Origin of the sequence: Chitinophaga sp. YR627, from assembly GCF_900114995.1 — a bacterium.
Lineage (GTDB): Bacteria > Bacteroidota > Bacteroidia > Chitinophagales > Chitinophagaceae > Chitinophaga.
This window is the reverse complement of the sequence record NZ_FOUX01000004.1, coordinates 842,163-860,136: the sequence shown is the minus strand read 5'-3', so window position 1 is coordinate 860,136 and position 17,974 is coordinate 842,163. Positions and strand designations below refer to the sequence as shown.

At 44.0% G+C, this 17,974-nt stretch carries 17 protein-coding genes and 1 tRNA gene; 10 read left to right on the top strand and 8 right to left on the bottom strand.

Features of this window, described 5'->3' with window-relative positions; all coding sequences use genetic code 11:
• Positions 1-18: 18 nt before the first annotated feature.
• The 6 genes from BMZ72_RS24055 to BMZ72_RS24030 all read right to left on the bottom strand — a co-directional run bounded on the left by BMZ72_RS24055 (position 19) and on the right by BMZ72_RS24030 (position 7,959).
• Positions 19-669, bottom strand: a complete 651-nt coding sequence (locus BMZ72_RS24055; RefSeq protein WP_044220625.1) for a lipoprotein signal peptidase — start codon at positions 667-669, stop codon at positions 19-21.
• 53 nt (positions 670-722) lie between these two features.
• Positions 723-3,227 (bottom strand): bifunctional UDP-N-acetylmuramoyl-tripeptide:D-alanyl-D-alanine ligase/alanine racemase, encoded by a 2,505-nt coding sequence (locus tag BMZ72_RS24050; RefSeq protein ID WP_089812235.1) that lies wholly within the window; start codon positions 3,225-3,227, stop codon positions 723-725.
• Positions 3,228-3,608: 381 nt separating this feature from the next.
• On the bottom strand, positions 3,609-5,309 hold the full coding sequence (gene gldG, locus BMZ72_RS24045; protein ID WP_177222917.1) for a gliding motility-associated ABC transporter substrate-binding protein GldG: 1,701 nt from the start codon (positions 5,307-5,309) through the stop codon (positions 3,609-3,611).
• 80 nt (positions 5,310-5,389) lie between these two features.
• Positions 5,390-6,124: a gliding motility-associated ABC transporter permease subunit GldF gene (gene gldF, locus BMZ72_RS24040; RefSeq protein WP_089812233.1), complete on the bottom strand. Its 735-nt coding sequence runs from the start codon at positions 6,122-6,124 to the stop codon at positions 5,390-5,392.
• A 123-nt stretch (positions 6,125-6,247) separates the two neighbouring features.
• On the bottom strand, positions 6,248-6,691 hold the full coding sequence (locus tag BMZ72_RS24035) for an iron-sulfur cluster assembly scaffold protein (RefSeq protein ID WP_089812408.1): 444 nt from the start codon (positions 6,689-6,691) through the stop codon (positions 6,248-6,250).
• Between the two features lie 50 nt (positions 6,692-6,741).
• Complete coding sequence (locus tag BMZ72_RS24030; protein WP_089812232.1) at positions 6,742-7,959, bottom strand: IscS subfamily cysteine desulfurase; 1,218 nt, start codon at positions 7,957-7,959, stop codon at positions 6,742-6,744.
• Positions 7,960-8,102: 143 nt separating this feature from the next.
• On the opposite strand from BMZ72_RS24030, the gene mce reads away from it, so the two are divergent.
• Positions 8,103-8,501: a methylmalonyl-CoA epimerase gene (mce, locus tag BMZ72_RS24025; RefSeq protein ID WP_089812231.1), complete on the top strand. Its 399-nt coding sequence runs from the start codon at positions 8,103-8,105 to the stop codon at positions 8,499-8,501.
• Between the two features lie 710 nt (positions 8,502-9,211).
• Here mce and BMZ72_RS24020 read toward each other — a convergent pair.
• Positions 9,212-10,492, bottom strand: a complete 1,281-nt coding sequence (locus BMZ72_RS24020) for a UDP-N-acetylmuramoyl-tripeptide--D-alanyl-D-alanine ligase (RefSeq protein ID WP_255373279.1) — start codon at positions 10,490-10,492, stop codon at positions 9,212-9,214.
• Between the two features lie 226 nt (positions 10,493-10,718).
• Here BMZ72_RS24020 and BMZ72_RS24015 point away from each other — a divergent pair, with 226 nt between their 5' ends.
• From BMZ72_RS24015 to BMZ72_RS36655, 8 genes are all read left to right on the top strand, one after another.
• Positions 10,719-11,096, top strand: coding sequence for a hypothetical protein (locus BMZ72_RS24015; RefSeq protein ID WP_089812229.1), 378 nt, complete (start codon positions 10,719-10,721; stop codon positions 11,094-11,096).
• Between the two features lie 28 nt (positions 11,097-11,124).
• Positions 11,125-11,670, top strand: coding sequence for a YceI family protein (locus tag BMZ72_RS24010; protein ID WP_089812228.1), 546 nt, complete (start codon positions 11,125-11,127; stop codon positions 11,668-11,670).
• 27 nt (positions 11,671-11,697) lie between these two features.
• Positions 11,698-12,621 (top strand): DUF5777 family beta-barrel protein, encoded by a 924-nt coding sequence (locus tag BMZ72_RS24005; RefSeq protein WP_089812227.1) that lies wholly within the window; start codon positions 11,698-11,700, stop codon positions 12,619-12,621.
• Between the two features lie 84 nt (positions 12,622-12,705).
• Positions 12,706-13,032, top strand: a complete 327-nt coding sequence (locus BMZ72_RS24000; protein ID WP_089812226.1) for a DUF4157 domain-containing protein — start codon at positions 12,706-12,708, stop codon at positions 13,030-13,032.
• A gap of 147 nt (positions 13,033-13,179) precedes the next feature.
• Complete coding sequence (gene apaG, locus BMZ72_RS23995) at positions 13,180-13,566, top strand: Co2+/Mg2+ efflux protein ApaG (RefSeq protein WP_012787898.1); 387 nt, start codon at positions 13,180-13,182, stop codon at positions 13,564-13,566.
• Positions 13,567-13,753: 187 nt separating this feature from the next.
• The gene (locus BMZ72_RS23990) at positions 13,754-14,380 is read left to right on the top strand and encodes a class I SAM-dependent methyltransferase (protein ID WP_089812225.1); all 627 of its coding nucleotides are present in this window, start codon (positions 13,754-13,756) and stop codon (positions 14,378-14,380) included.
• Complete coding sequence (locus BMZ72_RS23985; protein ID WP_089812224.1) at positions 14,380-15,258, top strand: MBL fold metallo-hydrolase; 879 nt, start codon at positions 14,380-14,382, stop codon at positions 15,256-15,258. The genes BMZ72_RS23990 and BMZ72_RS23985 overlap by 1 nt, the downstream gene beginning before the upstream one ends.
• Before the next feature lie 451 nt (positions 15,259-15,709).
• A tRNA-Trp gene (locus BMZ72_RS36655) sits at positions 15,710-15,780 on the top strand.
• Between the two features lie 388 nt (positions 15,781-16,168).
• Here the strand turns inward: BMZ72_RS36655 and BMZ72_RS23980 are convergent.
• Positions 16,169-17,218 carry a gliding motility lipoprotein GldB gene (locus BMZ72_RS23980; RefSeq protein ID WP_089812223.1) on the bottom strand — a complete coding sequence of 350 codons (1,050 nt, stop codon included), beginning with the start codon at positions 17,216-17,218 and terminating at the stop codon, positions 16,169-16,171.
• A gap of 68 nt (positions 17,219-17,286) precedes the next feature.
• Here BMZ72_RS23980 and BMZ72_RS23975 point away from each other — a divergent pair, with 68 nt between their 5' ends.
• Positions 17,287-17,967 (top strand): porin family protein, encoded by a 681-nt coding sequence (locus tag BMZ72_RS23975; protein WP_089812222.1) that lies wholly within the window; start codon positions 17,287-17,289, stop codon positions 17,965-17,967.
• Positions 17,968-17,974: the final 7 nt, after the last annotated feature.

The window sequence follows — 17,974 nt, the reverse complement described above, 5'->3', positions numbered from 1 at the left end:
TAAAGTATGTTGATAAGCTTATTTTGTCGCTGCAACAGCTTCTTTATCAGCTTCTTGCTTTGCAATGTGCTTGTGGAAGAAACGTTTCTGGAATATCAGGATGGTGATTACACCAACAGAGATAGCCGCATCTGCGATATTGAAGATCGGGTTGAAGAACACGAAATACTCTCCTCCTTTAAACGGAATCCAGTTAGGCAGGTAGCCGCGGTAAACAGGGAAATAAAGCATGTCCACCACTTTACCATGCAGGAAAGAAGCATATCCACCGCCTTTTGGCAGGAAGGTAGCCACATCGTAGAAGTTAGTCTCTGAGAATATCAGTCCGTAGAACATACTGTCTATCAGGTTGCCTGCCGCACCAGCCAGGATCAGGGCGCCACATACCAGTAAACCGGTGTGATGTTGCTGTTTCACCAATGTCTTCATGTACTTGAAGCCAATAACTACGGCAGCCAGACGGAAAAGCGTCAGTAATACCTTACCCCATTCGCCTCCCAGTTCCAGGCCATAGGCCATTCCTGGGTTTTCGGTAAAGTGAATGCGGAACCAGTTAGGAAATATGATGAATTCCTGGCTAAAGTTCATGTGGGTTTTTATCCAGAATTTTAGTGCCTGGTCAAAAACCAGCACCAATGCAACAATCCAGATTACGTGACGATATTTCAAAGGTTTCAAATTTTATCAAAAATAATAATAATGTGCAAAATCGGAATTTCCGGTCACTCCTCGAAATATACCCGCTTAACCCGCTGCGAAATTCCTGTTAATATTTCGTAAGGAATGGTGTCTGCCCAGGCAGATACCTGCTGTACCGGCAGCTCATTGCCAAATACGATCACTTCGTCTCCTTCTGTCACATCCGGAATATGGGTCACATCCAGCATCAGCATATCCATGGCTACAACGCCTGCCACAGGTGCCAGTTGCCCACGTACGAGCATCTTTCCCTTTCCGTTGCTCAGGCGACGGGGATAGCCGTCTGCATATCCGATACGCACTGTTGCTGTAACAGATGGCCCTTTAGCCACCCATTTGGCCCCATAACCCACTGTATCTCCGGCAACCAGGTGTTTTACCTGTGCAACCGTTGTTTTCAGGGTGCTGGCCGGACGTAACTGGTCCTGCATCTTGTCGGCGCTGTCAATGCCGTACATGCCGATACCCAGTCTGACCATATCCAGTTGCAGATCAGGATGACGCTCTATAGCCGCGCTGTTGGCGATATGCCTGATCACCATATAGCCAAGTGCCTTTTGCAGTTCGTGGCTCATCTCAAAGAATGCCTGTCCCTGTTGTTTCGTGAAGGCGTCCATTGCCGGATCTTCGCTGGCAGCCAGGTGACTGAACACAGAATTTACTTTCAGATAGATATTATCGCTCAGCAAACGGGCCAGCTCAGGGATGTCTTTCTTCTCAAAACCCAGCCTGTGCATGCCTGTATCCAGTTTAATGTGTACAGGGAAAGCGGTTTTACCTGCCAGCTGTACTTCTTCTTCAAACTGTTTTAACAGGTGGAGGGAATATATTTCGGGTTCCAGGTTCCATTGGAGGATGGCGTCAAAAGAACTGGGTTCAGGGTTCATGACCATAATCGGCATTGTAATGCCTGTTCTCCTCAGATCCACACCTTCATCAGCATAAGCAACGGCGAGGTAATCTACACCATGGAACTGCAATAGGTTTGCAATTTCAAAACTTCCGCTGCCATAAGAGAAGGCTTTCACCATGGCCATCAGTTTGGTACCCGGCTTCAGCAACGACTGATACTGCTTCACATTGTGCGTTACCGCACTCAGGTTGATCTCCAGGATCGTCTGGTGTACCTTTTGTTCCAGCAGTTTACCGATCCGCTCAAATTCAAATATACGCGCTCCTTTCAACAGGATGGTTTCATGCTGAAAGTCCTGCTGATTGAATTGCTGAATAAATTCTTCTGTTGTCAGGAAAAAGCTGCTTTTCAGACCAGTGATCTGCTGAAAGCATTTTTTCTCCCTCGAAATATTCTTTCCGATACCAATTACTTTACTGATGCCTTTCTGCTGGAGCAGACTGGCCACTTCTTCGTACAAAGACGCATCGCTTTTACCACTCTGTAAGATATCACTGAGGATGACCGTACGGGTAGGATGTTGCTGCTGCTGTTGCAGGAATTCCAGTGCAATGGTCAGTGAACCCAGATCGGAATTGTAACTGTCATTGATAACAGAGCAGTTGTTGATCCCCTGCTTCAGTTCCAGGCGCATAGCAATATTGCCCAGCTGGTCCATCCGTTGTTGTATCACAGAGTGTTCCATACCCAGGTGCAGCATCAGCGCCCAGCAATGAATGGCGTTTTCCACTGATCCTTCATCCACAAAAGGAATATTGATGTGGATAGGAATGGTCTGATATAATGCATCAATACGGGAATGATGTTCACTTTTATCAACACTGATAATACGAAGGTCGGCTTCCGTTTTACGGGACCAGGTAAACAGCTGTAAACCACCTTCATGGTTATCTTTCTTACCTACCAGGTTGTGAAAATTCAACACGCATTCGTTCAGTGCGAGATAATCCTTACAATAGATCAGCAGGTCGCTTTTGGAAAACAATACCAGCTTTTCATTGATCTTCTGACGGATGTTCAGAAAGCCCTCATTATGTGCTTCCCCGATATTGGTAAAGATCCCGATGTTCGGGCGGATAATCTTTTCAAGATGCTCCATTTCCCCTGGCTGGGAAATGCCTGCTTCAAAAATAGCCAGCTGGTGCTCCGGTTTCATTGGCCATACAGAGAGTGGAACGCCAATCTGGGAATTATAGCTTTTAGGACTGCGGATGATATTGTAGTCTTTCTCCAGCAGCTGATACAGCCATTCTTTGACGATGGTTTTACCATTACTGCCGGTAATACCGATCACAGGTATATGGTACTGCTGCCGGTGATAAGCGACCAGCGCATGCAGTGCCTGCATAGTGTCTTTTACTAATATGATGTTGGCTTTCGGATATTTACCCTCTGGTACGGGTTCACTTACAACGAAATTGGAAACACCTTTCTCATACAGCTCCTGTATATACTGGTGCGCATTACGACGACTGCTTACCAGTGGTATAAAAAGAGAGGTTTCAGGAAAGCTGAGTTTCCGGCTGTCCAGCAAAATGTGTTCAATCTCCGGATTACCCGTCTGCTGCAATAGTTCACCTTTCAGCACTTTGCTGATACTTTCTGCGTTGTACACGTGTGGTTATATTTTGATGTGAAAAGCGTGTTTGCGTTTCACTGCTTCCCTTAATGATTCCGGGTTTACCGGGTATTAATTTTATTTAAAAGTTGGCTCTTGTTTTTCAGGGGTTCAGGTAGCCGCTTTTAAATTATCGCTGGGCAAATATATGGGGAATAGTCCATAGTCAATAGACTTCCGTCCATAGATATGCCCGTTCAATGAATATTTGACGACTATCATGGATAGTCTGTGGCTGTGATTGTTACGAAAAGCTGTCATGTTCTTCCAACGCCGGAAAATGATAGTCTATTGTCTATAAATCAATTATTTACAGACAGAAAGAATTGTGTATTATCACGGCTCATCGGCTGATAGCCACGCTGGCAACGACAAAAGCTATACTTCGAATTTCCTTTTTCTGAAAAACATAAACACCGAAGCGAACAATAAGATCAGTCCGATAGGAACGATGAAACAAATTGCCTGCCACTTGCTTTTCTCCAGCTTTACTTTTTCCGGATTCAGTAGGCGTAGTGTTAATTCTTTGTTACGCGCGTCCATGATACCTGAATTGTGGGTCAGGTAGCCCAGGGTATTAAGGAAGAATTCGCGGTTAGCATAGACCATTGACTGGTCATAGAGGTTGACCCCCATTTGCAGCGGACCACTTTTCTGTGAGAAAGCATTGGTGATGACATCGGCGTCGCTCACGACGATCATTTTATTGATCGTATCAGTGTTGTTCTTAAACGGTCTGCCTGTTGCCTTTTGAATGGCCTGTTGTGTGCCGGCATCAAGACGGTTGCGGAACAATGAGGTAAATTCTCCTTCCAGCAATACAGCTACCGGCAGGAACTTTTTATTGAATTCTCTCGGATTCGGTTTTGTACGCAGACTGTTCCAGGTAACCTCCGTCGGGGAGCTTACGCTCCGGCTGTTGGCCGAAGTGGTCAGCAATACTGTTTTCCTGATATTACCGCCTTTTATGGTATCAATAGAGCTGGCAAAGTGGCTCAGCACAAGGTCCATATTCTTCACGATCGGATGTGCACCGGTGGGTGTCAGCAGCGGAAAAAACGGAAAGGCCAATGGCTGCATCTGCCCTGTACGATCCACAACCTGTGGGACAAAGTCAGACTGCATATCCTGTACGAGATCCTGGTTGATACGTACGCCATATCGAAACAGCAGGTCTTCCAGGTTCAATCCTTTATCAAATGCGACGAAGCTTTCCTGGTGCGCCAGACTGTCAATAGAGGCATTCAGCTCATCGACAAACCACAATACCTTACCTCCATTCATCACATACTGGTCTATTTTCAGCTTATCCTCATCAGAAAAGCGTGTGGCCGGTTTTGCAAATACAACTGCGTCAAACTCTTTAGGAATATAGGAGATGTACTGTAGTGTCAGTGTGTCCAGCAGATAGTTGCTCTGCAGGGTGGTGAGAGCGTCGTATACCTCTGCACCCAGTTGCTCGCCATTGCCCAGCATATATCCTACCAGTGGCGTCCGCTTCTGTTGCAGCTGATAAATGGCGTTGGCGAACTGGTATTCCAGCAGCGACTCAGAGTTATTCATGGCCGCGTCAGGATTTAATCCGCCCTGGCTTTTCAGGAGGTTGATACCGACTGTTCTGGTTCCGTAATGTATCAGGGCGCCCGGGAAGATCAGTTTTTCAGAATATCCCTGGTTGGCGTCTTCCTGTACCTGCATATTAAAAGGCATAATGCCTTTTTCTACCAGTGATTGCTGGAAGGCCATACGGGCGGAGTCCGGCAGGCCCTGACCCGGGTTCTGGAAAGAGAACTGTATGCGGTTACCGCCATATTCTCTGAACTCTTCCAGTAATTCCTGGCTGGTTTGTGCCAGTTGACGGAAACTGGCGGGATAATCGCCTTTCAGAAAAACTTCTATGGTAACAGTGCTATCCAGCCCGCGAAGCAGGTTTTTGGTAGCAGGAGTAAGTGTATATCTTTTTTCAGCGGTCAGGTCCAGACGGGTATGAAAGTAAGCAGCCAGTACATTGATTGCCACAAGAACGCCCACCACAAGTATCGCCCGTTGTATATATTGATTCCTTCTATTAGTAGCCACAACAATTTTTTTTGTTAGGAATTATGAAGATTAGCAAGGCTTGTTAACTCTTAATTCCTAATTGTTAATTCCTAATTGACTTAGTCCCATATCCTGCGCTGCAGTGACAATCTTGTCAGATACAGCATCAGGCCGATAATGCTCAGGAAATAAATAATATCCCGGCTATCGATCACTCCACGGCTAATAGACGTGTAGTGAAATTTGATACCAGCCATACGCAGGTAGTAATCAGCGCTGCCGGAAAAGGCCGGCACTTTGCTTAGCGCGTCAAAACCATTGTAAAATATGAAGCAGGTAAAAATAGCAATGAGGAAGGCGACTACTGAATTGCTGGTCAGGGAAGAAGACCATACACCTATGGCGGTAAATACAGCGCCCAGCAGGAACAGACCGATATATGAGCCTGTCATACCCCCGTTGTCAAGATTATCAGGATCGGCGCTCAGTTGTCTGACAGCGATATAGTAAACAACAGTAGGGATCAGTGAGATCAGTACGACCACCAGACCAGCTGAAAATTTCCCTGTGACGATCTGCCACCAGCTCAATGGTTTGGTGCTTAACAGCTCCATGGTGCCGGATTTGAATTCATCTGCGAAACTACGCATGGTAATAGCAGGAATGAGTAACAGGTAGATCATGGGCGCCAGCTCAAAAAGCGGGTCGAGATTGGCGTATCCATAATCGAGCAGACTGGTATCGGGAAAAACGAATAACAGCAGGCCGTTGGCCAGCAGAAATAGGATGATGGCGACATATCCGGTTATGCTGCTGAAAAACTGATGTATTTCTTTTTTAAAAATTGCTAGCATAGTGAGACTGAAAGCACAAATATATATAATTAAAAATGATCAATTACGAATTAAGAATTAGGATTTAAGCAGGTATTTTGCCCAAATCCCGATTATTAACGCACAATTGATCAGTTAATTATTTTAGTTATGCTCTTCTTCCAGTTCATAACCTTCTTCAGGTACCTCTTCGCTGATAGGCTCCAGCCCGTTTTTGAAGCGGTAATCATTGATGGCGGCTTTCACTGCATCTTCGATAAGAATGGTCGTGTGGATCTTGGCAGGCGGAAGGCTCAGTGCTTCCACAATATCCATATGATCGAGCCTGGCGGCTTCTTCGATGGTTTTTCCTTTCAGCCACTCCGTAGTAATAGAGGTGGCTGCAATGGCAGCGCCGCATCCAAAGGTTTTGAAGCGCGCATCCATAATAACATGCCTTTTCGGGCTCACTTCGATCTGTATCCTTACTACTTCAACGTACTCCGGCACGTGTATTAACCCTGTCCCCACCTGCGGACTGGACTTATCCAGTGTTCCCGCGTTTCTGGGGTTGTTGTAATAATCAAGAACTCTTTCAGCGTAAGCCATAAGCATAAGTATAAAAGATTTCACCAATCGTCCCCAATATGTTCACTGTATCAAAGACGGGACCACTCTATTGAGCTCATGTCCGCACCTTCTTTAAACATTTCCCACAGCGGACTTATTTCTCTAAGTTTATTAACCGTATCTGTAACGGTTTGAATAGCATAATCGATCTCTTCTTCAGTTGTGAAGCGTCCCAGTGCAAAACGAATGGAGGAATGGGCCATATCATCGCTGAGGCCAAGGCCCTTCAATACGTAACTGGGTTCCGGAGAGGCGGAGGTACAGGCAGAACCGGATGATAGCGCAAGATTCTTGTTAAAACCCATCATCAGGGCTTCTCCTTCCACATAGCGGAAGGAAATGTTGGTAGCATGCGGTAAACGGTTGGCTTTTGATCCGTTGACAACGGTTTCTTCCAGTTGCAGCAATGCGTTTTCCAGTTTATCACGCAGCGCTGCCAATCTTTGTCCTTCTGCTTCCATTTCCTGTTGGCATAATTCACAGGCTTTTCCGAAAGCTACAATACCAGGTACGTTCAACGTACCGGAGCGCATCCCGCGTTCATGTCCGCCGCCGTCCATCTGTGCAGTTACTTTTACACGGGGGGATTTTCGGCGTACATAAAGGGCGCCTGCTCCTTTAGTACCATAGAGCTTATGAGCGCTGAAGGCCGCCAGGTCGATACCATCGCGGTTGACATCCACAGGCACTTTTCCTGCCGCCTGGGATATGTCGCTCATCATCAGCACTCCATGCCTTTTGGCAATGGCACTGATCTCTTTTATAGGATTAATAACCCCTATTTCGTTATTGGCATACATGATGGACACCAGGATGGTTTTTGGCGTGATGGCAGCTTCCAGTTCTTTCAGGTCCGGAAAGCCCTCACTGTTCACCTTGAGATAAGTAATCTCTGCGCCCAGCTTTTCCAGGTGTTTGCAGGTGTCCAGCACTGCTTTATGTTCAATTTCAGTAGTAATGATATGGTTGCCCTTGTCGGCATACATCTCAAATACGCCCTTCATGGCAAGGTTATCAGCTTCCGTAGCCCCGGAGGTGAAAATGATCTCCTTAGGATCTGCACCTATCAGCGCAGCTACCTGTTCACGGGCCAGATCGACTGCTGCCTCTGCTGCCCATCCAAAAGAATGGTTACGACTGGATGCATTACCAAATGTCTCCGAAAAATAGGGAAGCATGGCCTCTACTACGCGCGGATCGCAGGGGGTAGTAGCGTTATAATCCAGGTAAACGGGCAGTTTTAGCATATCTGTCGGTCTTTAGTTGTACGTGTTGATTCCTTTACTACAAATTTAATGCTTAATTGCTTTGCTTACCTACCACGATCATTGTAAGAAATGATAACTGCATAGAGAACGGTTATTTCTGCTATAAATTGTTAAATTGCTATATGCAGAAAGTTGAACATATAGGAATAGCAGTCAAATCGTTAGAGGTCTCAATACCCTTGTTTGAGAAGCTTCTGAACAGTGATTGCTATAAAAAAGAATTAGTGGAAAGCGAGTTCGTGGAAACCGCTTTTTTTCAAACCGGACAAACAAAAATAGAACTCCTGGAAGCGACCGGCCCCGACAGCGCAATTGCCAAATTTGTGGACAAAAAGGGTGAGGGGATACATCACATCGCATTCGAAGTGACTGATATCTATGCAGAAATGGAAAGACTAAGTAAAGAAGGTTTCACGTTATTACAAACTCAACCGAAAAAAGGGGCAGATAATAAACTGGTTTGTTTCCTGCACCCAAAAGGTACAAATGGCGTATTGGTGGAGCTTTGCCAGGAAATCTGAGATTTTTTTCAAATAATGAAATCCAGAAGATTAAAGTGTTCGTAAATATATTTCAGACACATGTAGACAGACACGTTAGGAGAAAAAACATCAATCAGAATAACTAAGATTTTTAAACAAAGAAGACGCAAAATTGTTGGTATTAGAGCGCGGAAGTGTTCGCAAGTGTATTAGCAGCAATATGATATACCTTACATTATCTTATTAAACCAAGCTTTACCCTGAAGAATAGCCCGTAAACCTCATTAGAAATTATGCCTCGTAAGAAAAATAATTTTTAGCCAATGGTCTCATATGCCTTGTAAAAACTAAATCATCACTTATAACATAATCACATTTATATATATCAGATATAGCGTTTGAAAAAACGTCATTATCTAAGCTTATTTACAATACTCTAAAGTTGGCATAGGTTATGAACACCTGCGGGCTTTCCAGCTTGCAGGTCTCTTTTTTTATGTAAAGCTGACCAGGTTATCTGAGAAGGATAAGTCTATAAAACGCAACATTTTCTGCGATATTATATAGCTCCCCGTTTCTTTAGGAATTTATTTTATCTGCACTTGTTTTGCTGCGGGTATCTATCAGGTGTTAATATTACACTTATTGTGATGTATTGCCTTTTACGGAGAGAGTTTCAATATTTATAAACAACAAGGGCTCCTTTGAAAAGAAGCCCCTCATTGTATCCGATAATATTGAAAAATGTATTACGCAATTACCTTTTCCATACCCATACTTCTTGATCCTTTAATGAGTAAATAAGTATCGGTAAATTGTTGTTGCTGCAACCACGAAGCTGCTGCTGCTGCATTCTCCAGATAGATGTAAGGATGATTGGTTTTGATGAAATCTCCGCCTACCAATACCACTGCATGCCAGTGTGTACGCTGCAACAGATCTACCAGTGCCTGATGTTCTGCAACACTGTCATCACCCAGTTCCATCATCCCTCCTAATAACAATACCTTTTTCTCTGCAGTAATACCCGCAAAGTTATCTATCGCAGCTTTCATACTGGATGGATTCGCATTGTACGCATCCATGATGATGGTATTACTACCCTGTTTCATCACCTGAGAACGGTTATTGGATGGTACATAAGAAGAGATCGCATGTTGGATCTTTTCAGCAGGTACACCGAAATTTAATCCGACAGCTACAGCTGCCATTACATTCGGGAAATTATATGCACCTACCAGCTGACTATCAATCTGTCCGATGCCTTCATGGCTTGTCACTTTTACACTTAACAATGCACTGTCTGCCAGTGGCTGTCCTGTATAATCAGCAGCTGTTTCTCCATAGGTAATAACAGTCTCAATACCTTTACTCATATCGACTAAGTAAGGATACTCATTACACACGAAAACAGTGCCCTTATTACTGCGAAGGAAATCATACAGTTCACCTTTCGCCCTGCGTACCCCTTCAGGACTTCCAAAGCCCTCCAGGTGCGCTTTCCCGATATTGGTGATGATACCATGTGTGGGGAGTGCCACTTTACAATATGCTTCTATTTCATGCTCATGATTAGCCCCCATTTCAATGACTGCCATTTCCGCATCAGCAGGAATGCGTAATATCGTTAATGGAACACCGATATGGTTGTTCAGATTACCCGCAGTAGCTGTGGTTTTGAATGCACTTGCCAGTACAGTGCTGATCAGCTCTTTCGTAGTCGTTTTGCCGTTAGTACCGGTGATGGCCAGAAACGGAATATTGAGACTTTGTCTGTGACGAAGCGCCAGTTGCTGTAACGTTTCCAGTGCATCACTGGTCAGCATCATTTTATCCGGTTGCGTATAATATGCCTCCTCATCTACTACAGCAAATGCGGCCCCTTTTTCAAGCGCGGCTGCCGCATAGGTATTCCCGTTAAAATTAGGCCCTTTCAGTGCGAAGAAAATGTCGCCTGCCTTGAGCTGTCTGGTATCTGTCTGGACAGATGGGTATTGCCGGTATATATCGTAAAGCTGATCAATGTTCATAAAAACAAAAATATTAAAATTAAGCTGATAGTCCATAGACCCCGTTTGAATTAGGAACGAAGAATTAACATTCAGGAATCAATAGGCTTATGAGGCCTTTGAGCTCCCAAAGAAACACATTCCGGTTATGGACTGTCAATTATAAAATATATTTTTGTTTTACGCGTTAAAACAAATAACCATTCAAAGACCCGGCCGGATAAACCGCCCTTAAATCGAAAGTGAAATGAAAAAACCTATGAGAACCGCGCTGTTGCCCATCCTGGCGATGCTTTTCGTGTACAGCTGTACAGCCGAACAGGCGCCTGCTCCGGAACCAGGCATTACGCCAACTGCCTGCGATACCGCAGTAATTACATCCGCCTACATTATGACCACCATTTCGACAAAATGTACGAATGGCGCATGTCATAAAGGGACCGGCAACTTCGTTGTATCAGATTTTTCAACGCTGGAAAAGCTGAAAACCTACCTGAATGCCAATGAATCGCTGTTCAGGGAAAGAGTGACGAGTCCGAACGCAGATATGCCTCCCCGTGGCAAACTCAGTGAAGGTACGCGTGACTCAATTAACTGCTGGCTGAACCATGGAATGCCAGATTGATAACCCATTTTCAACAAAACAGTTTACAATGAAACAACTGATTACTTTGCTTGCAGGACTGTTCCTTGCACATGCCGGATTCGCACAGGATGTATTTATGTGCCGCAATACCGGATTATCCTTCTTCTCAGCTACACCTGTTGAGGACATAGACGCTACCACTGATAAAGGAACGTCGGCCATGAACGTGAAAACCGGCGAACTGTATTTTAAAGTAGCCGTGAATACCTTCAAGTTCAAGAAGCAGCTCATGGAAGAGCATTTTAACGAAAATTACCTGGAGAGTGACAAATACCCTTATGCCATCTTCAAAGGCAAACTGGTGTCCCCTCCTGATCTGCATAAAGATGGTACCTATGAAGTAGCAATTGACGGTGTATTGTCATTGCATGGGGTGGACAAACCTTATAAGGAGAAAGCCACTATCATCGTAAAAGACGGCAAACCTTCCGCCAATGCCAAATTCAATGTAAAACTGGCTGATCATAAAATTAAAATACCAACACTGGTTATCAAAAACATTGCAGAAGTAGTGGAAGTAACGGTAAAAGCCGCTTACAACGCTGCCTCCTGATAAAAAAACAATAAGCTGTCAGATCCTATGAAACATATTTATCTGTTATTGCTGGGCTGTTGCCTGGGATTACATTCTTTCGCCCAGGAAAGCCTGGAAGCACTGGTTGGCAAGGAGGAAGTAAAGACACATGAACCCGTGATCGCTACCTATAAATCCACCCGTATCATACAGGGACATTCTCCAGAAACGCTGAAAAAGCGGGAGCTTGATTTCAGGGTAGCACACCATTTCGGTGACCTTGGAGGAGAGTTTGGTGGCCCCAAGACCTTCTTTGGAATGGACAACTCTGCTGATATCCGTATTGCCTTTGAATATGGTATTACCGACCGTTTCATGGTAGGTATCGGCCGCACAAAAGGCTCCGGTAACCTGACCCAGTTGTACGAAGGACTGGCTAAATACAAGCTGCTCCAACAAACGACGGATGATCATGTACCATTGAGCGTAAGCCTCTTTGGTAACTCCGTAGTGAGTGGTATGACCTCCAGTAAAACGATCTCTGATGCCAGCTATTTTGGAAAATTCAGCGACCGTTTGTCTTATACCGGCCAACTGATCATTGCCCGTAAATTCACGCCCAGTCTGTCACTGACCTTACTGCCAACATGGGTGCACCGTAACAGGGTAGGTTATAAAGACCAGAATGATGTCTTCGCATTAGGCGGAGGCGGCAGACTGAAGTTCACCAAGCGCCTCGGTCTGTTGCTGGAATACTACTATCCGTTCCGTAGCCAGGAAAGTAAAGACTACTTCAAGGCACAGGGAAGAGATTTGTATAATCCACTGGCAGCAGGACTCGAACTGGAAACCGGCGGACACGTCTTCCATATCACTTTTGGGAACTCTACCGCTATTCTGGAAAACCAGTTTATTACAGAAACCCGCTCTTCCTGGCTGCAGGGACAGTTCAGATGGGGCTTCAATATTTCCCGTAGATTCTCATTATAACATCCTGGGAATGACGGATTGTATATGAACAAATTGAATGGTCGTTCTGTACAATTCGTCATTCCTAATTTGTATTTTTAATTAATGGAACCTGTGACCTGTTACATAAAAGAGCGATCCTTGCTGGCACGTCTGGCAGCCCGTTATATGGGTGGAAACCAGATCGCTATGGTAATAGGGAAGACCATTCACCTGCACGGAGCCACCCGTGAAGACTTTCTCAGTCACAAATGGTGGGTCAGGCACGAAATATGCCATGTAATGCAATACAGGGAATTAGGGCTGATCCCCTTTCTCTGGAAGTACCTGTGGGAGTGTGCCAGAGTAGGTTACTACGCCAACCGTTTTGAAGTGGAAGCGAGGGCAGCCGAACACAACTCCGCAATCATGGAAAGAGTTATTATTGTATAAGTTGCTTATTTTCAGTATAAATTAGCCGATTCAATACCCTTTCCGGGTACTTCTAAATGAAAAGTTAAAGTCTTTCCGGACATATAATTTTTAGTACTACTGGATTTATTTTGCTTATTTTTACGTTAAACGAAACGGAGGTGTAATATGGTAAAGAAAGTAACAGACGGCATTACCATCAGTGTGGAGACATTTTATCAACCGGACTATTCAAATCCGATTGGTAGTGAATTTATGTTCGCCTACCGTATTACGATTGAAAACAATAATACTTTCCCCATAAAGTTACTTCGCCGCCATTGGTATATCATCGATTCCAACGGCACCCACCGCGAAGTCGAAGGAGAGGGCGTAGTAGGCGTACAGCCACTGCTGGCCCCGTCTGAAAGCTATCAATATGTTTCCGGGTCCAATCTGCGTACCGAGATCGGTAAAATGTACGGCTCCTACCAGATGGAAAATCAACTGAATAAAAAGCAGTTTGAGGTCAAGATTCCCGAATTTCAGATGATTGTGCCTTTTAAGCTAAATTGATTTACGTTTAATTTCAGGGTTTTATTAATAACTTGTAAGACTACCAGCGGTCAGTGGACACTTTTTTCCCTAAAATCCGCTCTGGTAATACTTATATAGTACTCACTCTATGTTAGTGCTACCTTCATTTGGGAGCATTAGCGAAAGATAACTATCATCATTCCCCATCACCAGCAAAGAAAATAGCATGGACACCAAACAAGCTTATAACCTCTGGGCATCCCAATACGATTCTAACGATAATAAAACACGTGATCTGGAGGCATATGCGCTTCGTACCTCACTCGCTGATATTGAGTTCAAAACCTGTCTTGAAATAGGTTGCGGCACCGGAAAAAATACGCTCTGGTTCCAGGAAAGAGCCACCTATATCACTGCTATCGATCAGTCAGAAGGCATGATGGACAAAGCAAAAGAGAAGATATCTTCCAGCAGGGTGCTGTTTAAACAGGCTGACATTACAAAGGAATGGCATTTCCAGGACGGTTTGTATGACCTGGTCAGCTTTAGTCTGGTACTGGAACACATTGAAAACCTGGATCATATCTTTCAGCAGGTATCAAAATCACTGCATCCTGGTGGTTATGTATATATAGGTGAATTGCACCCTTTTAAACAGTATGCGGGCACTAAAGCACGTTTTGATACTGCTGGCGGAACAGCAATACTGGAGTGTTTTAATCATCATATTTCTGACTTTATTCGTTCCGCCGGAAAGTATGGTCTGATAGTGGAAGATCTCAATGAATATTTTGATGATAACGATAGAAACGGTATCCCCAGGATACTTACAATTATTTTGAAGAAAGTTTAATGGAACTAACGATTACAGGCTATTCAACAGCTTTATTTTCAAGCTGGTATTTTATAGAAGAATTAGGAATTTTACTCGATGCCGGAGACGGCATGATGTCTGCACTTTTGCAGAAAAGCAGAAAGATCACACATGCATTTATCTCACATGCAGACAGAGATCATCTCACCGGATTATTACAATTCAATCAGTTGAATGCAAGAGAAGGTTATCCTGTGATATCTTACCCAAGAGATTCACGTTCTTTTCCAGCAATGCACGAATTCTTTACAAGATTTGACACTTATGCTACAGGTACTGTATGGCAGCCGGTTACAGCAGGTGATGAAATTCGTGTAAAGGATGATATTCTCGTTGTACCCGTACGTAATGAACATGTGCCGGTACCACCCGAAGTAACACGGAGTCTGGGATATAAGATCTATCAGACAAAAAGAAAACTGCGCCCGGAACTCATAGGTTTATCGGGAGAAGAAATTCGTAAGATCGGTATTGAACACGGCAAGGAAGCGACTACAATAGAAGTGCGTACAAATATCCTGAGTTATTCTGGTGATACACCTGTGGATGACCTGCATAAATGGGATGATACAAAGATCCTGATTCATGAAGCAACATTTCTTGAACGTGAAGAAGAGATCAAAATACATGCGCATAAAAATAAACACAGCCGGCTGGATGAAGTGATCGAAATGGTGAGTGGTAGTAATATTGAAAAATTAATACTGGGGCATTTCTCATCCAGATACAATGCGATTAAGATTGATGATGCAATACGGTTACTCTGCGATAGATATGCCTTGAACATACCTGTCTATAGAATACTGCCGGGAGAGACTGTGGTAGATGTATTGAAAGGAAAAGCTATCAATGCATAAACACGATCCGTTTCGTGTAAGCGTAAAAATATTTCCTGCAATTTTTTATGCAGCATATTTTTATTCAAAAAAATCATTCTATCTTTGTTGCATGCAAAAAAATATGTCATATAGTAATTCGTGGTCATGGTGTCAGCAAGATACCAGTCGGATTACTGTGTGATGTCAGATATACAAAGACATTAAGGCCCGATTGGTATTCCAATCGGGCTTTTTTTATGCCTACTGGCTTCATCTAACGGTAAGATGATAGTCTCCAAAACTATTCATTAAGGTTCGAATCCTTAAGCCAGTGCAGTGTTTTCGCGTATGTATATGCGGAGCGGGAATGATATAAATACTGATTTCATCTAACGGTAAGATGACGGCTTCCAACCCCGTTCATTAAGGTTCGAATCCTTAGATCAGTGCAATGTGTTTCGTAGTAATGCGAAGCAGATCAATTATAAATACTGGCTTCATCTAATGGTAAGATGATAGTCTCCAAAACTATTCATTAAGGTTCGAATCCTTAAGCCTGTGCAGTGTTTTCGCGTGTGTATATGCGGAGCGGGAATGTTATAAATACTGATTTCATCTAACGGTAAGATGACGGCTTCCAACCCCGTTCATTAAGGTTCGAATCCTTAGATCAGTGCAATGTGTTTCGCAGCAATGCGAAGCAGATAAATATAAAATACTGGCTTCATCTAATGATAAGATGATAGTCTCCACAACTATTCATTAAGGTTCGAATCCTTAAGCCAGTGCAACAATAGTGTTAAGCGTATTTAAGTGCTCTTTGAACAGATAGGTATTTTGTATCTGGAGATGATATTCATTATTCAGATGTGATATTGCAAACATGATTGATGGAAATAAAAAATGCTTCCCCGTAAAGAGAAGCATTTCAAAAGTATATACCTGAATGCTATTTAGGTCTGTACTTGGACTGAGAAAAGATCTTCATCGCATCTTTCTCTTCCATCAGTTGTTGCAACGTTACCTCCGGATGATTTTCCATGTATTGTTTTACAATTCTCCAGCCTACAAAAGTACCGATCCTGCCAGGCGCCTGTTCAGGCATTCCCTGTGTGGAAGGACCATCATTCATATAATGCATGTTGCTTTGCCAGTCGGCTTTATACAACAGGTTCTGTTGTACGAAAAACTGCCAGATCAGCTGTTCATTATCTTTACACCATTCCATCTGGGTGTTGGTGTAACCAAGCCGGACACTGTCTTCTGTCTCGGGCATCACCTGTTCCAGGAAATACTGTAGCTTGCCGGCCTTTACCAGTTGTATTACAAGCTGGTCTCCCGGAGCAGCACCTGGATAGACCTGTTGGGCCAGTGCCTGGATAGCGTTGGTTGTGATATATTCAGGAGAGAATTTGCGGATCATATAGACAGGATAATCCGGCAGTATGCCATATATTGGGAAATCCTTTCCCAGGTACATATCCAGTCCGATACCCAGCACAGAATCAATGGTTACGGCCCCATAGTTACTGATCACAGAACTAAATGCCACTATCCTGCCGGGAATAGGGAACGAAGGAATATAGTACTTTATATAGCGGAAGTTTTGCGCGAGATCACGTTCCAGTCCATCCAGTTTAGGAAAATGCACATTGATGGAATCCTGTAAAACACGATAATCTGCATTCCCGATCAGCATATTAGTCTGCAGCTGTATCATTTTACTGCTGTCAGCATAGGGACCGAAATTCATAATATGCTCGATATAGGCAGGCAGAAAGACAGGATAATCCTTATCCAACCGTTGCAGGCCCGCCTGAATGTTATTGGTATCCAGCTTGATCAATGCCTGATCAAAACGGTCAATTTGAACATTCACGGCAATATGACTTACATCTGGCACGTTTTTGTGCTTACAGGCAGATAAACAGGATATAAGGATGAGCGCGGATAATATCCACTGACTGTTACCGGGTAATTTATTAATGTAATTTCGCATACTTGGTATCTAACTTACGGACAGGTAAAAATATTATATAGCTTGTATTAAAAAAAAGATAAAATTATATGAGGAAGATATTTTTGATGGCATGCTTGTTCTCGACGGTGATGGTGGCAAAGGCCCAGAATAACTTTATAAGGGACAACCGGGTACGCCTTGGTTTTAAGCTGGACCCTACCTTTTTCTGGTTGCAGCCCCAGGAATCAGGGGTTGAACGGAATGCCTCCCGGTTCGGGGTCAGCTTCGGTCTGATGGCGGACTTCCTCCTGGATGAATCCGGCCGTTATGCCATCGCCTCCGGTTTACAGATTTCCACAACGGGCAGTACATTGAAATATGTGGCAGATAAGGGTCTGGATGATTATAAGCAGGTCCCTGCTGAATATAAGCTGAAAGTGACCTACGTGGAAATCCCGCTGGCCATCAAACTGAAGACCGATACCGACAATGGTATGGGTATCTGGGGACAATTCGGTACCTATCTGGGATTTCCTGTCAAGGGCCGCGCTGACGTGGTAAGTCTGAGTGTGAACCAGGATAAGGTGAACGTACTCCGTGATATCACTCCGATCAATATTGGTCTGCAGGTAGGAGCAGGAGTGGAATATCCGCTGGGAGACAGACTGAGTGGACTTGTAGGACTCACCTACCGTAATGGGTTTATCGACGCTACCCGCAATGGAAAATGGAGTGATGGTAAGGTAAATATGAATAGCTTTGCAATAAACCTGGGACTATTCTTTTAAAAAGACG